This window comes from Bacteroides xylanisolvens, assembly GCF_018289135.1.
GTDB lineage: Bacteria > Bacteroidota > Bacteroidia > Bacteroidales > Bacteroidaceae > Bacteroides > Bacteroides xylanisolvens.
Map to the genome: position 1 here is coordinate 6,369,692 of NZ_CP072216.1, position 18,127 is coordinate 6,387,818.

The 18,127-nt window shown below is 42.0% G+C and carries 14 protein-coding genes; 3 read left to right on the plus strand and 11 right to left on the minus strand.

The annotated features are described in order from the left end of the window. Positions 1 to 28 precede the first annotated feature (28 nt). From INE92_RS25810 to INE92_RS25835, 6 genes are all read right to left on the minus strand, one after another. A complete protein-coding gene (locus INE92_RS25810; RefSeq protein WP_004315426.1) occupies positions 29 to 727 on the minus strand; it encodes a 16S rRNA (uracil(1498)-N(3))-methyltransferase in 699 nt (232 codons plus the stop codon). 8 nt (positions 728 to 735) lie between these two features. Continuing rightward, positions 736 to 1,329: a bifunctional nuclease family protein gene (locus INE92_RS25815; protein WP_004315428.1), complete on the minus strand. Its 594-nt coding sequence runs from the start codon at positions 1,327 to 1,329 to the stop codon at positions 736 to 738. A 13-nt stretch (positions 1,330 to 1,342) separates the two neighbouring features. After that, positions 1,343 to 2,593 carry a nucleoside permease gene (locus INE92_RS25820; protein ID WP_008020916.1) on the minus strand — a complete coding sequence of 417 codons (1,251 nt, stop codon included), beginning with the start codon at positions 2,591 to 2,593 and terminating at the stop codon, positions 1,343 to 1,345. A 523-nt stretch (positions 2,594 to 3,116) separates the two neighbouring features. Then, positions 3,117 to 4,295, minus strand: coding sequence for a class I SAM-dependent rRNA methyltransferase (locus tag INE92_RS25825; protein ID WP_004315432.1), 1,179 nt, complete (start codon positions 4,293 to 4,295; stop codon positions 3,117 to 3,119). Between the two features lie 105 nt (positions 4,296 to 4,400). Then, positions 4,401 to 5,069, minus strand: a complete 669-nt coding sequence (locus INE92_RS25830; RefSeq protein ID WP_004315434.1) for a 3'-5' exonuclease — start codon at positions 5,067 to 5,069, stop codon at positions 4,401 to 4,403. Positions 5,070 to 5,077: 8 nt separating this feature from the next. Further along, positions 5,078 to 5,734 (minus strand): DUF5063 domain-containing protein, encoded by a 657-nt coding sequence (locus tag INE92_RS25835; RefSeq protein WP_195436695.1) that lies wholly within the window; start codon positions 5,732 to 5,734, stop codon positions 5,078 to 5,080. A gap of 126 nt (positions 5,735 to 5,860) precedes the next feature. Here INE92_RS25835 and INE92_RS25840 point away from each other — a divergent pair, with 126 nt between their 5' ends. The 3 genes from INE92_RS25840 to trxB are packed head-to-tail and all read left to right on the plus strand — an operon-like array spanning position 5,861 to position 10,007. Beyond that, positions 5,861 to 8,353: a DNA translocase FtsK gene (locus INE92_RS25840; RefSeq protein ID WP_195436696.1), complete on the plus strand. Its 2,493-nt coding sequence runs from the start codon at positions 5,861 to 5,863 to the stop codon at positions 8,351 to 8,353. A 19-nt stretch (positions 8,354 to 8,372) separates the two neighbouring features. Further along, positions 8,373 to 9,020, plus strand: coding sequence for a LolA-like putative outer membrane lipoprotein chaperone (locus tag INE92_RS25845; protein ID WP_087322118.1), 648 nt, complete (start codon positions 8,373 to 8,375; stop codon positions 9,018 to 9,020). Between the two features lie 36 nt (positions 9,021 to 9,056). Next, entirely contained in the window at positions 9,057 to 10,007 is a 951-nt protein-coding gene (gene trxB, locus INE92_RS25850) for a thioredoxin-disulfide reductase (RefSeq protein ID WP_004315443.1), read from the plus strand. A gap of 195 nt (positions 10,008 to 10,202) precedes the next feature. On the opposite strand, the gene INE92_RS25855 is transcribed toward trxB, so the two are convergent. From INE92_RS25855 to INE92_RS25875, 5 genes are all read right to left on the minus strand, one after another. Beyond that, positions 10,203 to 12,632 carry a glycoside hydrolase family 20 protein gene (locus INE92_RS25855; protein WP_211421274.1) on the minus strand — a complete coding sequence of 810 codons (2,430 nt, stop codon included), beginning with the start codon at positions 12,630 to 12,632 and terminating at the stop codon, positions 10,203 to 10,205. 157 nt (positions 12,633 to 12,789) lie between these two features. Continuing rightward, complete coding sequence (locus tag INE92_RS25860) at positions 12,790 to 14,079, minus strand: thioredoxin domain-containing protein (RefSeq protein WP_008645677.1); 1,290 nt, start codon at positions 14,077 to 14,079, stop codon at positions 12,790 to 12,792. Positions 14,080 to 14,099: 20 nt separating this feature from the next. Next, complete coding sequence (locus INE92_RS25865) at positions 14,100 to 15,260, minus strand: pepsin/retropepsin-like aspartic protease family protein (RefSeq protein WP_195436698.1); 1,161 nt, start codon at positions 15,258 to 15,260, stop codon at positions 14,100 to 14,102. Between the two features lies 1 nt (position 15,261). Beyond that, positions 15,262 to 16,401, minus strand: a complete 1,140-nt coding sequence (locus INE92_RS25870) for an aspartyl protease family protein (RefSeq protein WP_195436699.1) — start codon at positions 16,399 to 16,401, stop codon at positions 15,262 to 15,264. Between the two features lie 10 nt (positions 16,402 to 16,411). After that, positions 16,412 to 18,118 (minus strand): S8 family serine peptidase, encoded by a 1,707-nt coding sequence (locus INE92_RS25875; RefSeq protein ID WP_004315451.1) that lies wholly within the window; start codon positions 18,116 to 18,118, stop codon positions 16,412 to 16,414. Positions 18,119 to 18,127: the final 9 nt, after the last annotated feature.

Here is an 18,127-nt window from a genome sequence, read left to right on the forward strand (position 1 = left end):
TAAAAGTTGTATAATCATTGATTCAGAATTATTGATTTTGTAGATTCAGCGTATGGCAGGCCACCAGTGCCGCTGTTTCCGTACGGAGTCGTGATTTGCCCAAACTGATCGGAACAAATCCCTGTTCGATGGCTTTCTTGACTTCTTCTTCACTGAAATCTCCTTCGGGACCTATCAGGACAAGGGCGTCTTCTCCGGGTTTCAGGACATTCTTTAATAAAGGTTTTTCACCTTCATAACAGTGGGCGATAAACTTCTGTCCTTTGAACTCCTGTCTGATGAACGGATCGAATTCGATCATCTCATTCAATTTAGGCAACCGTGCCTTGAGAGATTGTTTGATTGCTGATACAAGAATCTTTTCAATCCGTTCGGTCTTGATGACTTTACGTTCCGAGAAACGGCAGTTGAGGAAAGTCAGTTCGTCAAATCCGATTTCGGTAGCTTTCTCTGCAAACCATTCGTTACGGTCCATGTTCTTCGTCGGTGCCATGGCAATGTGTAAATGGCACGGCCATAACGGTTCCTGAAAAATCGTTTCTTTGATCGTTACAAAACAACGTTTGTTGGTCGCAACAGTAATTTCAGCTTTGTAGAAGTTCCCCTTACCGTCCGTAAGAGTGATTTCATCTCCGATACCTAATCGCAGAACGCGGGTACAATGTTGTGCTTCCTCTTCGGGAAGTTCGTTGCTTTTCTGTATATCGGGAGTATAAAAAACGTGCATAATGTTACTTACTGGTTTTTATTTCTTGAGTTGATTTGGTCACGTATCCGGGCGGCTAATTCATAATTCTCATCTTTGATAGCCTGCTCCAGTGCTTCCTCAAGCGTTCTGGAAGTAGCATCCGGCAAATCATGTTCTTCTTCAGTCTCTTCGTCGTTGTCCGTTTCTTCAGAACGGGTTCTTTTTTCCGACGACATGTGAAGGCATTCCTGTTCAAGAATAGATTCATAAATAAGAATTGGACAGTCGGCACGCACTGCCAAGGCAATGGCGTCTGAAGTCCGTGCGTCAATACGTATAATCTCTTCGTCTTTCTTAAGGTAAATATAGGAGTAAAAAATACCATCCTTTGCTTTGTAAATTAACACACGTATCAGACTGGCTCCCAGTATGGTGAGGCTTGTTGTAAACAGATCGTGTGTCAATGGACGGGGTGTCTTTACTCCCTTCAGATATAAAGCGGTAGCCTGGGCTTCCGCGGGACCGATGATGATAGGCAGTTGCCGTTCACCGTCCACTTCGCCTAATAGCATAGCAAACGCGCCTACTTGCGCCTGGCTGTTCGTGATATTTATAACTTGTAATTCTACCTTTTTGTCCATCGTTCTCTTTTACTTAATTTGTTTTACTCTCCTGCTGGTGTTTGTACTTGAATACCAAGGCAAACAGGATGCCGATCACCAGCGCGTATGCTGCGAATATCAGCCAGATATCCATCCATTCGCGACTCACCAGTCTGCCGTCAGCATACACAGAGAATGCATCTACTACCGCACCGCTGGCATATCCGCCAATGATGGCTCCCAGTCCGTTAGTCATCATAAAGAACAACCCTTGTGCACTGGCACGGATGGAGGAATTGGCTTCTTGTTCAACAAACAATGAACCGGAAATGTTGAAGAAATCAAAGGCCATACCATAAACGATCATGGAAAGGATCAGCATCCATAGTCCCGATCCCGGATCTCCAAAGCCGAACAGCCCAAACCGGAATACCCAGGCAAACATACTGATTAGCATGACTTGTTTGATTCCGAAATGACGCAGGAAGAAAGGTATGGCAAGAATAAACAGTGTTTCCGACATCTGCGAGATGGACAGCAGGATTACCGAATGTTTCACTCCGAATGATTCTGCATATTCGGGGATGCTGGCAAAGCTACTTAAGAAAAGATCACCATAAGTATTTGTAATCTGCAATGCTGCACCTAAAAGCATGGAGAAAAGGAAGAAAATAGCCATCTTCTTTTTCTTGAATAACACCAGCGCATCCAGACCGAAAGCGGAGAGCCATGATTTGTTTTCTGATTTAGCCGGTCGGCAAGCAGGAAGGGTAAAAGAATAAAGCCCGAGCAGTAACGCGGAAGCACCGCCTACATAAAGCTGTGCACTTGAATTCTTAAACCCGGTAAGGTCGACCGCCCACATGGCACAGATAAAACCGATCGTTCCCCATACACGGATGGGAGGGAAGTCTTTAATCAGGTCACATTTATATTGTTCCAGTGCATTGTACGATACAGTGTTAGCGAGGGATAGCGTGGGCATGTATACCAACAAGTTGAGTAACATGGCCCAGTACATCTGATCGTATCCTGTTGCGGTAGAAGCGTAGAAGAGGCATCCGGCTCCTGCGATATGGCAAAGCCCGTATAAACGTTCTGCATTAAACCATTTATCGGCAATGATACCAATAATACCCGGCATTACCAAAGAGGCAATCCCCATAGTAGCGAAAATGGCTCCGATCTGTCCTCCTTCGAAATGGAGTTCTCTTCCCATATAGCCACCTAGTGATATTAACCAGGACCCCCATACAAAGAATTGCAGGAAGTTCATAATAATCAAACGAACTTTTATACTCATGACTTTTTTAATTTGTGTTTCTCTTCACGTTCATAAACCTTGCAAATATAATATTTTCATTGAATAGGTAGACTAGTAATTTGATAAAAAGGGGATAAAAATGGCATAAATGCGAAGAAAAGAAGAGATTTGGTCGTGAAAAAACAAATGAAGGGGGTATAAAAAAAAGAAGGCTATCTATCCCAGACAGCCAATCTTTGTTAACCTTAAATCTAATACCATGAAAAACACAGTGCAAAGATAGATGGTTTATGTTATACAACATGATGTTTTCTCGAAAATCTTCTATTTATTAACTCTAATTAACTTTGAATCCTCCATTTTTCTGTTACTGCCCTTCTGTTTCACCACAGATTACACGGATTAACACAGATTTTTATCAATCAATCATCATATCCGGATTCTCTGTTCTCATCTTAGAAAAGGAAAAGGACTCCGTGAAACCCTGTACCACCCTGTGGAACCCCTGCATGACTTTGTGATAAAAATCTGTGTTAATCCGTGTAATCCGTGGTGAATCCGGTTATTCTACATAGAGTACCAGGCCTTTCAGGTATTCTCCTTCAGGATGGTAGATGTTTACCGGATGGTCGGCGGGTTGAGTCAGTTGATGTAGGATGCGTACACTACGTCCTGACATGGCTGCTGCGGTAAATACGGCAGTACGGAAATTGTCCTTGCTTACTACTTGCGAACAAGAGAAAGTAAACAGGATGCCGCCCGGTTTGATTTTCTCGAATGCTTTGGCATTCAGTTTGCGATAACCTTGTAAAGCATTCCGCAGGGCGTCTTTGTGTTTGGCAAATGCGGGCGGGTCGAGAATGATTAAATCATACTGGTCGCCCATGCGGTCGAGATATTTGAAAGCGTCCTCGGCAAAAGCCTCGTGGCGGGAATCACCGGGGAAGTTCAGTTCTACATTTTTATTAGTCAGATCAATCGCTTTGGCAGAGCTGTCGACAGAGTGGACGAGCTTTGCACCTCCGCGCATGGCATAGAATGAGAATCCGCCGGTATAGCAGAACATATTCAGTACCGAACGGTCTTTGGCATAACGTTCCAGTAAAGAACGATTTTCGCGCTGGTCTACAAAAAATCCGGTCTTTTGACCTTTCAGCCAGTCTACATGGAATTGCAAACCATATTCTTGCGCGATATTATCACTGCTTCCTCCTTTCAGGAAACCGTTTTCAGGGAAAAGATCTGCTTTAAAAGGAAGAGTTGTTTCTGATTTATAATAGATATTCTCGATCTTGTCGCCCATTACTTCGGATAAAGCTTCGGCAATTGTCATGCGGTCTACGTGCATTCCTGCAGAGTGTGCCTGCATGACTGCAGTTTTGGCATAAACGTCAATAACCAGTCCGGGGAGATTGTCTCCTTCACCATGAACAAGCCGGTAAGTGTTGTTGGTCGGATTGGTGGCGATGCCGATACTGCGACGCATATCGTATGCTATTTCCAGTTTGCGTTTCCAAAAATCGTGATCGATAGGTTCCTGATGGAAAGACAGTACGCGCACAGCAATACTTCCGATCTGGAAATGTCCTTCGGCAATAAATTCTTTTTTGGAGGTGTATACTTCTACAACTTCACCTTCATCGGGCTCTCCGTCAAAACGGGCGATAGCACCGGAAAAAATCCAGGGGTGGAATCTCTTGAGAGAATCTTCTTTACCGGGTTTGAGATATACTTTATGCATAATATAGCCTTTCCCTAACCCTCTCCCAGGGAGAGGAGGATTGAGATAGTTTTGTTATTGGTTATTAATTACTTATTTTATTATTTATCACTTATCATTTATCGTCTATGACTGCTGGTTGCTTATAGGGCCGATAGTGACTTCTTCCCTTTCCTTGGGAGCAGGTGGGAGAGCAGCTATTTCCCAATCTCCTGTCTGTTTCAGCTCTTGCAACAGATTATAGATGTTGAGGCAAGCCCATGCATCCGTGGCGGCATATTGTTTCTGCCCGTCGCTCAATACATCAGCTTCCCAGTTGGACAAGCGCTGTGATTTGGATATTTTTTCTTTGAATAAGATGGCATAAATCTTTTGCAGACTTTTGTCCTGTATACCGAATTGGCGCACATAGTCCTGCAACTCGATACAACTTTGTTGAGTGAAAGGTGCGCGTTTGTGCAGCATCATAAAGTCATCTTTCAGTGAAAGGCCCACTTTGATTACAGCCGGGTTTTCTAATAAGTCAACCAATGGCTGGGTCAATCCCGTCATGTTGAGCCGGAATAGGAAACAACATTCTTCAGAAGAAATCTGGAGGAGTGCTACTTTGTGCGATTGTCCTTTGGTAAAGGAAGGACGCGTTTCACTGTCAATGCCTATCACAGATCTGGATTGGAGGTAAGCTACTGCTCTTTCCGTTTCAGCTTCCGACTGGATAACGTAAATTCGTCCCGGAAAAACAGTTTTCGGGAGTTCTTTTAGTTCATCTTTATCTATGGTTCTTCTTACAATCATTTCTATTTTTATTCATCATCGTGGCAATGGCAACCGTCTTCGTGACAGTGGCAATCATCGTCGTGGCAATGACAGCCTTCTTCTTCACAACAATCGTTGTCGTCGCTTGGTTCGTAAAATCCTTCTTCATTACCATTCTCTTCCTCTTCTTCTTGGTTGTATTTCACGTCATGAAGGGCGCGTAGCGTGTTTACCAGTTTCTGTCCCCACAGTGTACCGAAGTTTTCCTGGCAGATAGCCAATGAATCATTCATTGTTTCGTTCAGTCCCAGTTGGAAGACAAATATGAAATCTTTAATATCCTGATAAATGTCAGCCAGATCTTCCGATATTGATTTTTTGATAGGTTGGTCGCTATAAACCATATCTTGCACGAATACGTCCAGATAATCATCCTTGTCACCCATCAATCCTGAAAGATTAATACGCAGAATTTCGTAAATCTCTTCTGTGACATACGTTTCGGGTGTCTCGTCCCCGATCGTCTCACATTTGGGCAGCATAGATGCTTTGAGATAGAGCAGGGGGAGTATTTTTAATGATGTATCAACGAAAGTACTACGCTTCATGCGTTCGGCACGTTCGAGAAATGCACAAAATTCGGCGGCTACTGTAACGAACTCAATTACGTTCTTATCAAATATCGTTTGGCTTTCTTTTTCCATGATCTATATTGATTTGAAACGCAAAGGTAAGAAAAAGGATTGAATGAGCGTAGTGCTCGTTATTTTTTTATTATTTTTGCGGCTTAGAATCTCATTCCAGTTTTATAAAAATAGAATAAAAGACTCATGGCAAAGAAGAAATTAGATAAGGAGGCAGAAAGCACTCCCTCTTCCCCCAGTAAAATTGTGGCTGTATGTAAGAATGAAACTGTTCATTTTGTGATTGGATTGATGCTGGTCATCTTTTCCGTTTACCTGTTGTTGGCTTTTTCTTCCTTCTTCTTTACGGGGGCTGCCGATCAAAGTATTATTGATAGCGGTAGTTCGGCGGATTTGGCGGCTGTTAATAATCAGGTGAAGAATTATGCCGGTTCACGTGGAGCGCAGTTGGCAAGCTATCTGATAAACGACTGTTTCGGTATTTCCTCTTTCTTCATACTTGTTTTTCTGGCAGTGGCAGGATTGAAGTTGATGCGTGTACGTGTGGTCCGCTTGTGGAAGTGGTTTATTGGTTGCACGCTTTTATTAGTCTGGTTCTCCATATTCTTCGGATTTGCTTTTATGGATCATTATCAGGATTCTTTCATTTATCTGGGCGGCATGCACGGATACAATGTCAGTCGTTGGTTAATCTCACAAGTAGGAGTACCTGGTGTATGGATGATCCTGTTGATAACTGCTATCTGTTTCTTTATATATATAAGTGCGCGTACTGTTATTTGGTTGCGTAAACTTTTTGCGTTGAGCTTCCTAAAACGCGAAAAGAAAGAGAAGGAAGAAGTCATCCCGGAAGGAGAAGGCGATCAGGAATTCACGACTTCTCAACCGCAGGAAGTGGAGTTCAATTTGAAACGGACGTATAAACAGACACCTCCTCCGGTACCTGTAATGGATATACAGGCTGAAGAATCCGAAGATGAATTCCCAGTCAACCAGCCGGAGCCGGAAGAGTCTCCTTTGTCTGATGAAAGTGAAGGAGTGACGATGGTGTTTGAACCGACTGTTCCTAATCCTGTTCCCGCTGTGCAGGACGAACCTTTGGAAGAGGCGGAACCCGGGTTTGAAGTAGAACCTGCGACTTCTGAAGAAGAATATGAGGGACCGGAACTTGAACCTTATAATCCTACTAAGGATTTGGAAAACTACCGCTTCCCGACTATCGACCTGATGAAACATTTCGAAAATGATGATCCGACGATTGACATGGACGAACAAAATGCAAACAAAGATCGTATCATCAATACATTGCGCAGTTTCGGAATCGAAATCAGTACGATTAAAGCAACGGTAGGACCTACGGTAACTCTATACGAAATCACTCCGGAGCAAGGAGTACGTATTTCTAAAATCCGTGGTTTGGAGGATGATATTGCATTAAGCCTTTCTGCTGACGGTATCCGTATCATCGCTCCGATACCGGGTAAAGGAACAATCGGTATTGAAGTGCCGAACAAGAATCCGAAGATCGTTTCCGGACAAAGTGTGATCGGAAGTAAGAAATTCCAGGAATCCAAATATGATCTGCCTATTGTATTGGGTAAGACCATCACGAATGAAGTCTTTATGTTCGACCTTTGCAAGATGCCGCACGTATTGGTGGCGGGTGCAACTGGTCAGGGTAAGTCAGTAGGTTTGAATGCTATTATTACTTCCTTATTATATAAGAAACATCCGGCAGAATTGAAATTTGTACTGGTTGACCCGAAGAAAGTAGAATTCAGCATCTATTCGGTGATTGAAAATCATTTCCTGGCCAAACTTCCTGATGGAGGCGAACCGATTATTACAGACGTAACAAAGGTTGTACAAACCCTGAACTCTGTTTGTGTAGAGATGGATACCCGTTATGACCTGCTGAAGATGGCGCATGTACGTAATGTCAGAGAATATAATGAGAAGTTTATCAACCGTCGTCTGAATCCGGAAAAGGGGCATAAGTTTATGCCGTATATCGTAGTGGTTATTGATGAGTTCGGAGATTTGATTATGACTGCCGGTAAGGAAGTGGAACTTCCGATTGCCCGTATTGCGCAGTTGGCACGTGCTGTCGGTATTCACATGATTATTGCTACACAGCGTCCGACTACCAATATCATTACGGGTACGATTAAAGCCAACTTCCCGGCGCGTATCGCTTTCCGTGTATCTGCCATGATGGACTCTCGTACTATTCTTGACCGTCCGGGTGCTAACCGTCTGATTGGTAAGGGGGATATGCTCTTCTTGCAGGGAGCTGATCCGGTACGTGTACAGTGTGCCTTTATCGATACGCCGGAAGTAGAAGAGATTACAAAATTCATTGCCCGTCAGCAAGGTTATCCTACTCCGTTCTTCTTGCCCGAATATGTGAGTGAAGATAGTAATAGTGAAGTAGGGGATATTGATATGGGACGTCTCGATCCGTTGTTTGAAGATGCAGCCCGGTTGGTTGTTATTCATCAGCAAGGTTCCACTTCATTGATTCAGCGTAAATTTGCGATTGGCTATAATCGTGCCGGGCGTATAATGGATCAATTGGAGAAAGCCGGAATTGTTGGGCCTACGCAAGGTAGTAAGGCGCGTGACGTATTGTGTATTGACGATAATGATCTTGAAATGCGATTGAACAATTTACAGTAACAGTTCGTTTATTAATCAAATGAGAAAGTACATTTTTAGTGTTTTAATAGCTTTACTGTCTTTGCCTGTGATTGCTCAACAACAGCAGTCCCAGGCTAAAGTCATTCTTGACAAAACGGCAGAGGCGTTTCGTAAAGCTGGTGGCGTGAAGGCTGATTTTACTGTAAAGGCTGTGGCAAACGGCTTGGTAGAAGGTGCTGAAAACGGAACAATTCAGTTGAAAGGAGAGAAATTCGTACTGAAAACATCTGATATCATCACTTGGTTTGACGGAAAAACGCAATGGAGTTATGTGACAAAGAATGATGAAGTGAATGTCAGTAATCCGACGCAGGAAGAGTTGCAGCAGATAAATCCGTATACCTTTCTGTATATGTATCAGAAAGGGTTCTCTTATAAGTTGGGGGCGACTAAGACGTTTCGTGGAAAAGCCGTTTGGGAAGTCGTTCTGACTGCCAGGGATAAGAAACAGGAGTTGGAACGTATCACTCTTTTTGTGACGAAGGACACTTATGAACCTCTATATATTTTGCTTCAGCAGCGTGGACAGCAGACACGTAATGAGATAACCGTTACAAGTTATCAGACGGGGCAGAATTATACGGATCGTGTTTTTACTTTTGATAAAAAACAATATCCCAATGCAGAGGTGATAGATTTGAGATAACATGTTTTTATAACAAAACAATAAAGATAAATTAAAATGGCAGAAATAGAAAAAGTGAAATGCCTGATTATAGGTTCAGGACCTGCCGGATATACGGCAGCGATTTACGCAGGACGTGCAAATTTATGTCCGGTACTATATGAAGGATTGCAGCCGGGCGGCCAGTTGACTACTACGACAGATGTAGAAAACTTTCCCGGTTATCCGGAAGGTATCAGTGGTCCGCAGTTGATGGAAGATTTGCGTGCACAGGCGAGCCGTTTCGGAACAGATATTCGTTTTGGTATCGCTACGGCAGCAGATTTAAGCAAAGCTCCTTATAAAATAACAATTGACGGTGATAAAGTGATTGAAACGGAATCATTGATTATTGCTACCGGGGCAACTGCTAAATATCTGGGACTGGAGGATGAAAAGAAATATGCCGGAATGGGTGTAAGCGCTTGTGCTACTTGTGACGGATTTTTCTATCGTAAGAAAGTGGTTGCTGTAGTTGGTGGAGGTGATACTGCTTGTGAAGAAGCGGTTTATCTTGCCGGTCTTGCATCCAAGGTATATCTGATCGTTCGTAAACCTTTCCTGCGTGCATCGAAGATTATGCAGGAACGTGTCATGAACCACGAGAAGATTGAAGTTCTTTTTGAACACAATGCAGTTGGTTTGTTTGGTGACAATGGCGTAGAGGGTGTAAACCTAGTGAAACGTTGGGGTGAACCAGATGAAGAACGTTATAGTTTACCTATCGACGGTTTCTTCCTGGCTATCGGGCATCAACCAAATACTGAAATATTTAAGGAGTATATCGATACGGACGAAGTAGGTTATATTATTACAGACGGTGATAGCCCTCGTACGAAAGTGCCCGGAGTTTTTGCAGCAGGAGATGTGGCCGATCCGCATTATCGTCAAGCTATTACAGCCGCGGGAAGTGGATGTAAGGCTGCCTTGGAGGCAGAACGTTACCTTTCTTCCAAAGGACTTGTGTGATAAATATATCTTCGGTGTAAACGAATGAATGATAATTATGCCTTTTGGGGTGTGATTGATTATAAATAAAACGGTGAACATTAGTATTAAACTAGCGTTCACCGTTCTGTTATTCAGGTCCGGAATAAATGATGCGGATTCCACGTCCTGTTGAGTCAGCACCGTGAAATCCGCATAAAATATAGTTAGCTTTGTTTAATAAGCTTCTATTTCATCAATCCATAATTCGGCAGGAATTATTTCCGGGCCATTGTTCTTTTCAAAGTTAACCCCATTGCGCAGTGTGCCGCCATTCTTAATCTTAACTTTCAGGAAGGTAGCCTGTGTTGGCTCAAATTCAATGGAATCAGTGAATGCAATTCGTCCTGTTTCCGGATAATCGTGTTTCAAGGCTTTTTCAGCTACCGGAGTGTATTGTTTGCCATCTGCTGATACTTCTACGGCAACTCCTCCTGCAGGAAGAATTCTCATAGCCGGATTGAATAAAGAACCGAAAATTATTTTGCTGATTTGTGTCGGCTTATCCAAATTAACGATAAATTCCAAGTCTTTACCTTCAACAATACCAAAGCTGCACCACGGAGTATAAGAAGCGTTATTTCCTCGTTTACCGTTGGTCAGTCCGAAGGTTGTCTTGTCAGCTCCTAATACATCGTTTTCATCAAATATATCGCCTGTCCATCCCATCTTATAATTAACAGTATAGGGTTTTCCTGTCAATAAATTACCGTATAATGGCTTGTGAGCTACTTTACCCAGCATTTTTCCATCTTTGAAAGCAGCGGCTTTCAGGTCGATATTACCTTCCAGAACGAAAGGCTTTTCGTACAGTGTGGATATTTTACTAGGTTCACTGCCGTCCGTAGTATATCGTATTTCCGCGTTCGGATAGAAACTTTCCAGCAATACCATTAAAGGAGCGTTTTCATCCGCGTGCGTATTTACGTTTACGTCAAAGAAGTTGAGACAAGGTTTGGTGTTCATTACTTCCAAACGTTCAAATTCAGTTACCATTCGTTCGCAGAAATTCTTCCAGTCTTTGTTTGCGTTTTGTGTCCATGCCGTTTCGGCGATAGCCATTGCACGCGGGAAAGCTTGATAGTCTGTACGTTCGGAAGTCTGCATATATTCTCTCCATATATTACCTTGTATTCCGATGATATGCTTCTTGGCAAGCTCGTCTGCATCATCCGGGACAGGGTTGTAGCTATATGTTTTTTTTAGTGTGTTGTATCCGCCGATAGTAGTCGGGGCAATTTCCGGTTCTTCTTGGTAGTAGTCCAGATATACATAAGGGTTTGGAGTCATGATTGCATTATGTCCGGCTTTGGCAGCGTTCATTCCTCCTTCTACACCACGCCATGACATAACAGTCGCATTTGGAGCCAGACCACCTTCGAGAATTTCATCCCAACCAATGATGTTCCTGCCTTTGCCATTCAGATATTTCTCCATGCGGGTTACAAAATAGCCCTGCAACTTATCTTCTTTACTATGCTTTATTCCGTCCGTCTTGCTGGGAGTCGTATCATCCTTCAGTCCTAACTGGCGGATTAGCTGCTGGCAGAAAGCACTGTTCTTCCATGCTGTCTTGGGACATTCGTCGCCACCGATGTGAATGTATTCGCTAGGGAATAATTCAATTACTTCATCCATCACTCCTTCAAAGAATTTGAAAGTTGTTTCACTCGGACAGAACACCTGTTCGAATACACCCCATGTAGGAGATACTTTATAAGTCTGTGTAGAATCACATGACAGTTCCGGATAGGCAGCCAGTGCAGCCAACGCATGTCCCGGCATTTCTATTTCGGGAACAACGTTGATATATTTACTTGCAGCATAAGCTACTACATCTTTGATTTGTTCCTGTGTGTAATACCCTCCGTGTTCTTTTCCGTCGAATACTTGCGGATAATTTACATAGTAATAGTCTACCAATGTCTTTTCACGTTTAGAACCGATTTCTGTCAATTTAGGATATTTCTTGATTTCGATTCTCCATCCCTGATCGTCTGTCAAATGCCAATGGAAAACATTCATCTTGTTCATTGCCAGCAAGTCGATAAACTTGTAAATATAGTCAATCGGTACATAATGGCGGCAAACATCCAGCATCAGTCCGCGGTGAACAAAACGGGGCGAATCTTCTATTTCTACAGCAGGAACCGACCAGTTTGCTTTCTTATCCAACTGGTTTCCGTAAACCGCCGGAGGGAGTAACTGATAAAGTGTCTGTACGCCGTAGAAGAACCCGTTCGGTTGAGAAGCGGTAAGCGTGATGAGACTGGGAGTAACGGATAATTTATATCCTTCCTTCGGCATACCTTCTTGTACAACAAAGCAGATTGCTGATTTTCCATCTGCACTTTCTGCCTCTTTCAACGAGATTCCTGCTGTCAGTTTTAGTTGTCCGGCCAGGCTGTCGGCAATGCTTTTTACTTCCGGAGCATCCGAAGGTACTACGAGGCAGACTTTGCTGTTTAGTTCAAAACGTCCTTCCTGTGGGAGAATTTGATTGGGTTTGGGAACGATGTTGTACTCGTTCACCACTTCTTTTGTCTTTTGGCAACCGGGGGCAATCATAAGCAAAGACAAAAGAAGAAGAGAAATACTTTTCTTCATGGTCAAAATGTGTGTTAAGTTATAAATAGATTTGACAGGGCAAATGTACTTGTTTTAATGATAAGTTCCAATGATATGGAAATAAAAAAGCCGGAATGATGTCCGGCTTTTAGCTAAAGTTTCAGATTAATGTAGTTATATAATAAAGAGAGAGTTTTTATTTCAGTAGTTGCTCTTCGATGATTTGCACATACTTTTCCGGCGTAGCACCAACCTCGATTATCGGTTTGCCGCCTACCGGGATGAAGAATAACGTAGGTAATGCTTGTACACTGAAGTGGCTGCATAAATCTTTTTCTTTATCAGCATTTACCTTATAGAATATAACTTTTCCTTTATATTTTTCGGCCAGCTTTTCCATTTCCGGAAGTAAACGCATGCAAGGTCCGCACCAAGTTGCCCAGAAATCAATCACAACCGGTTTGTCGCCATTATAAACGAAATCATTTCCTTTTCGATAGTCGAAAATGTGTTCGAGGAAGAACTGGCGGGTAATTGGATTCAATTTACCATCTTCAACTTTGGTTTCCGTCACTTTAGCTTCCGCTTCCGGTATAGGAACCATGTCAAACGGCTGAAAATAAATTTTCTGATGAATATAGTCGATGGATATAATTCCGTAGTCCAGTATCTTTTTGCCTAATACGGAACGTTTCAAGAATGGGTTTTTCACTGCTATGGCATCTTCAATCTTTGTTTTTACAAACATCGTTTCAGGTAGGATGAGGCTTTCCTCATCTTGACTTATTTCTTTATATCCATTGGAGACTTTTTGGTTACTCCCTTTGGTATATTGTGCGCTCCATGTATTGAAATCTGCTTCAGTAAGATTCACTAATCCTTCACTCCATGTATCCAGAACAAAAGATATCGGCTTTCCCTGAATGTTTATCGGGCATACTACTCCTAATCCTGTTATCAGGTTAAAATTTTCCCGATAGTTAAGTTTCATATAAGAAGGACGGTAGGGTTGTGTAATCGTAATTTTCTTCCGTTGCATGTCAATGGTTAATACAGAAGTGCGGAAAACAGCACCACTTAATACACCCATAACCCCTAGCTTGCGTAGATAAGGTTCGTCTTCTAATGTGAAAGCCGGAAGATCGTTTGCAAATGTATTTTTACCAATAGCTACTGTTCCCATTTCATATACCTTTCCAACAGGCACCTGTTTAAATACAAAATCTTGGTAAGAACTAAAAGTTCCTCTCTTTTCTGTATTGATGTGTAACTTTTTGAGAGCTTCAGGAAGTAGAGCGTTATGTCCCGATAAATCAAGGACAAAGTCAGCCACTTCACCATTTATAGTGGCTTCCACGATAATTTTTCCATCAATAGTTTTGAATGGAATGACCTCTGTCATACTGTTTTGTGTTTGTGCACTGATGCCTCCTGTGATACAAAATGCAAGCAAACAGAGATACATTTTAGTTATTATTCGTTTCATATATTCTTTCTGTTTAAAGTTTATTTCTCTTTCCTGATTTCAATTCTTTTCTCTTGATTATCTTTTTTGATGATAATATAGCCGGTATCACCAGGTATAGCATTCATAATTTCTTCTACGGCCATCTGGCTCATGGGGCAATCTTTAAGAGAAGTTCCGTTGATATTAATCACTTCGTCGCCGAAAGCAACTGCATCTTTCATGCTATCCCATATAGTTGTAATTTCGAATCTTTCGTTGCGCGGTAATATGCTTACGTTCCAAAGAGCGGGAGCACCACCCATGTCGATTTTTCCTTCTTCAAATGGGAGGAAGTAAAAACGTCTCCGCATATAATCAATAATTACTTTACCATATTTCAGTAGATCCACCCCGATGATAGTTCCATTCATGACAGTTGTTGTACTACCTACGTTTGTGAATTCTTTTCCCATGATATTGATGGAAGGTACAGATACTTTTTTAATATCTACCGGCTTGCCCAACCCTGTTATTCCGGCAGCTACGATACCATATCCATGATTGGTAACTTGCGAAATGTCAGCCAACCTGTTGTAATCTTCCGTAGAATAAAGTAGAAAGCCTCCGGCGCCAGTGTCGAACAGAACTCTTAAATCATTATTTCCTAAACGAACGTTGACGATGGAATGATGTTCTGTTTCATCCAACAAAGGAATTCCGTCCGTTACTTTTAATCTTTCGGGGCGATAAGGATAGTTGATTACCATTATTTTAGAACGGGAATCGAATGTTACTACCGACTGTGCAAAGGCATCTCCTCCAAGAATTCCGACAACTCCCAGGTCTGTGAAGAATGGATTCTTAGGTAGTACCATCGTTTTCAACTGTTTGATTTTGTAGTTCTTTCCGATGGAAACATTTTGTACGTGGGCTTCCTGATAGTTGGAGCCTTGTGCATTCACATCGGAAATGCGCATATATCCTGCGGCAGTAGCTTTCATTTCAGTTGCGGCGTCATACATAGTCCCGGTTCTTCCTCCTGTATCGACGATGTATTTTACATTTACACCATTAACAGTAACGGGTATAATGATTTTCTCCTGAATGAATTCATAAGGAATGGTATCGCAAACCTTATTCTGGATTTGCGCTACCATTTCTTGTCCGCAGTTTAGAAATAATAGCAGCCATAAGACGGTCAGTATTCCTATTCTTTTCATGTCATTCTTTTTTGTAGATAATATTTTTTATTCCGGAAGCAGTCTCAATCGTTAGCTTCGTCTGTTTTTTCTCTTTCAATTCCGGTATTCCGTTCAGAATACTTTCGCAGAAGTCATATTTCTTAGCAGGTTTGCCATTAATCTTAATCACTTTGTCTCCTACTTCTATCTTACCTTTCGTGCTACTCCAGACGGTAGATACAAATAAGTCTCCGTCTTTGACCGTCAAATCGAAGTTGTTGCATTGATTGTTGATTTCATTATCCGGTTGGAAAGCTTCAAAATAGAATCTTCCACGTGGATAGTCGATAGTCACTTTCCCGTATTGTAATAACTTTACACCTAGTAATGTATAAGGGTGTTTGTCTGTATGGGTCGTTAAGTTGCGGAATTTGGTGGCTCCTACTGATAATAAGGGAATATGTACTCTATATGAAGATGCTTTATCTGCTTGTCCGGCTACTCCGATACTTCCTTCCCCATATCCTTCAGAAACGACTTCCATAGATGCCTCCGGTTTAATTCTCTCAAAATCACTTTCAATAAGAGATAACAGACTGGGACTGCCTGTATCAAATAATACAGTGATGTTGCTGACCGGAGCGATCTGTACATTGACAATTGGCATTCCCCCTTCTTTCGTGAAATTCAGCATTTTTCGTAAAGATACTGTAGAAGGCTTTTCGGCAGATGTGACTATGATATTTTTAGTCTGCGAATCAATGCTTACAATAGTACTTGCAAATAAATCGCTTCCGATGATACCATCTACTCCAAAACATTCCCAGCCTTTTACTTCATTGATGATTAGCGACGGGGCATTTTTAAAGTTAATAACATCATCGGGAGTCGTCAGATTTTCTATTCGCGTAGTTTTGTAATAGCTTTCCACGTTATTCACATCTGTCACCTTCATAGAGTCTGTTGCTGTTATTTGTAGTGCTTGACAGGCTTTAGTGGTAAGTGCGGTGCGCCCTCCGGTATCAAAGATAAAAGGGCGTGCATTGCCGTTCACTTTCATTTCGATAACCATTTTTTCGCCTACTATCCGATAAGGTATAGTTGCTTTATATTGTTGGGCGAATAAAGGGACCGCCATGGAAAAGGCAATGACGGTTCCTATTAGACGAGTATATTTCATAGACTAATCTTTATTTGCTGACTTTTTCTGCTTCCAAGATTGCTTGGTAAGCATTAACGATACCTCCGGAAATACATAGGTCATCAAAAAGGAATAAATCTTGTGAAGGGCTATCGTTCACGCGGATTCCTTTTTCTACTTCTACACCTTTGCGTGAAGTGACGCTTTTTAATAATATGTCACGGATTTGAGAGCCGGTCAGTTTAGGGAAATAAGACTTCACAAGAGCAGCTACGCCAGCTACAGTAGCCGAAGCCATTCCTTCTCCAGTTCCTTTTTGATAAGTGTCACCCATATAAGATGAATAAATGTCTGTTCCCGGAGCATAAATATCGAGAGCAGTTGCACCGTAATTGGTGTTCAATACCGGATTTCCATTCTTGTCTGAAGAAGCAACTACCATAAAATTAGTAAGTTCTCCCTCTTTATTCATCTTACGGTTGGGAAAGAATTCGTCTTTATCCATATCCATTGATAGATCCCAAACCGGAACTATAACTAATGCCCCTTTCTTCTCTGCCTCTTTCAACGCCTCTGACACCCATTGTTTCTGCTCTTTCGGATATATGGAGTTTTGTTCCGGTAATACGATTACATCTGCACCGTGGTTTACTGCATAGCGGATGGCCAATGCCATATCTTTCAGGTATGGTTCTCCTTCTCCCGGGTGGATGCGTAAGGTCATGATTTCTGCATTGTCTGCAATACCGTTACTTCCGATACCGTTGTCACGTTTAGCTGCGATAACGCCGGCCTTCATTACGCCTGTTGCCGCATCAGATGTCAACAGTACATTATTACCATAATGCGTATCGTTAATATCCAGAGGATTGTCACCTACAATTTCTTTTCGATTATCACTTCCGTATCTCTTTAAAGCCTCTTCATAAGACGCTTTACCTGTTTCTACACTTTTCTTTCCCATATTCTGATAAACAGGTTCCCATTTATCCGTATTATAGATGCTGAAATAGTAGGCAGTAAATACAAAAGCGACTTCAGAAAGACTGTCTCTTTCAGCTTTGGGATCATAACAACTTTGGAAGTCCTCAACAGTCAGCTCTTTTCCGGGAAAACGTTTTTTCATGTCCTTATCGAACTTTTCAACATATTCTTCTATAACATAAGATAGTTGAAGACCGCCGTAAGCTCCACCGATTCTTGATTCCGGCATGACTTTATAGCGATAGTAATTATATTCTTCTATGTTTTCCGGTGCGGGGACTTCTTGGCGTTTTCCATTGACTATTTTATAATACTTCTTTCCGTCAAAGATATAATCAGCGTATTTATCTTTGAGACGGAAGAATTCACGTTCTCCTTCGCGTGTCAAAGCTTCCATTACTTGGCCGTCTTTACCACCGATGAAGTTCCAGCCATTGATGTCGTCAACAAGCCCGTTTTTATCATCATCTTTTTGGTTTGACTTTTCTTTTGGGTTGATCCAGATTGCGTGTTTTAGGTCTTCGTGTTCTACGTCCATTCCGGTTCCGATCAGTGCAACAACCGGTCTTTTCTTTGCTTTCTTTTTGTTGGCTTTCAGGTAATCATAAGCTTTGTTTACTTCAGCTCCGTATACACTGTCCTGGTCGAAAGAACAGTTAAACCAGTCCAGTTCGGATTGTTTTTTTTGTGTTTCTGCCTTTGGTTTGATTAACTGGGCTGATACAGTAACGCTGATAAAACAGCATACGATTGGAAATATAAGTTTCTTCATTGTCAAAAG

Excerpts from the sequence above, each read along its gene's own strand:
- INE92_RS25810 (WP_004315426.1), bottom strand. The coding sequence starts at position 727 with ATGCACGTTTTTTATACTCCCGATATACAGAAAAGCAACGAACTTCCC.
- INE92_RS25815 (WP_004315428.1), bottom strand. The coding sequence starts at position 1,329 with ATGGACAAAAAGGTAGAATTACAAGTTATAAATATCACGAACAGCCAG.
- INE92_RS25820 (WP_008020916.1), bottom strand. The coding sequence starts at position 2,593 with ATGAGTATAAAAGTTCGTTTGATTATTATGAACTTCCTGCAATTCTTT.
- INE92_RS25825 (WP_004315432.1), bottom strand. The coding sequence starts at position 4,295 with ATGCATAAAGTATATCTCAAACCCGGTAAAGAAGATTCTCTCAAGAGA.
- INE92_RS25830 (WP_004315434.1), bottom strand. The coding sequence starts at position 5,069 with ATGATTGTAAGAAGAACCATAGATAAAGATGAACTAAAAGAACTCCCG.
- INE92_RS25835 (WP_195436695.1), bottom strand. The coding sequence starts at position 5,734 with ATGGAAAAAGAAAGCCAAACGATATTTGATAAGAACGTAATTGAGTTC.
- INE92_RS25840 (WP_195436696.1), top strand. The coding sequence starts at position 5,861 with ATGGCAAAGAAGAAATTAGATAAGGAGGCAGAAAGCACTCCCTCTTCC.
- INE92_RS25845 (WP_087322118.1), top strand. The coding sequence starts at position 8,373 with ATGAGAAAGTACATTTTTAGTGTTTTAATAGCTTTACTGTCTTTGCCT.
- trxB (WP_004315443.1), top strand. The coding sequence starts at position 9,057 with ATGGCAGAAATAGAAAAAGTGAAATGCCTGATTATAGGTTCAGGACCT.
- INE92_RS25855 (WP_211421274.1), bottom strand. The coding sequence starts at position 12,632 with ATGAAGAAAAGTATTTCTCTTCTTCTTTTGTCTTTGCTTATGATTGCC.
- INE92_RS25860 (WP_008645677.1), bottom strand. The coding sequence starts at position 14,079 with ATGAAACGAATAATAACTAAAATGTATCTCTGTTTGCTTGCATTTTGT.
- INE92_RS25865 (WP_195436698.1), bottom strand. The coding sequence starts at position 15,260 with ATGAAAAGAATAGGAATACTGACCGTCTTATGGCTGCTATTATTTCTA.
- INE92_RS25870 (WP_195436699.1), bottom strand. The coding sequence starts at position 16,401 with ATGAAATATACTCGTCTAATAGGAACCGTCATTGCCTTTTCCATGGCG.
- INE92_RS25875 (WP_004315451.1), bottom strand. The coding sequence starts at position 18,118 with ATGAAGAAACTTATATTTCCAATCGTATGCTGTTTTATCAGCGTTACT.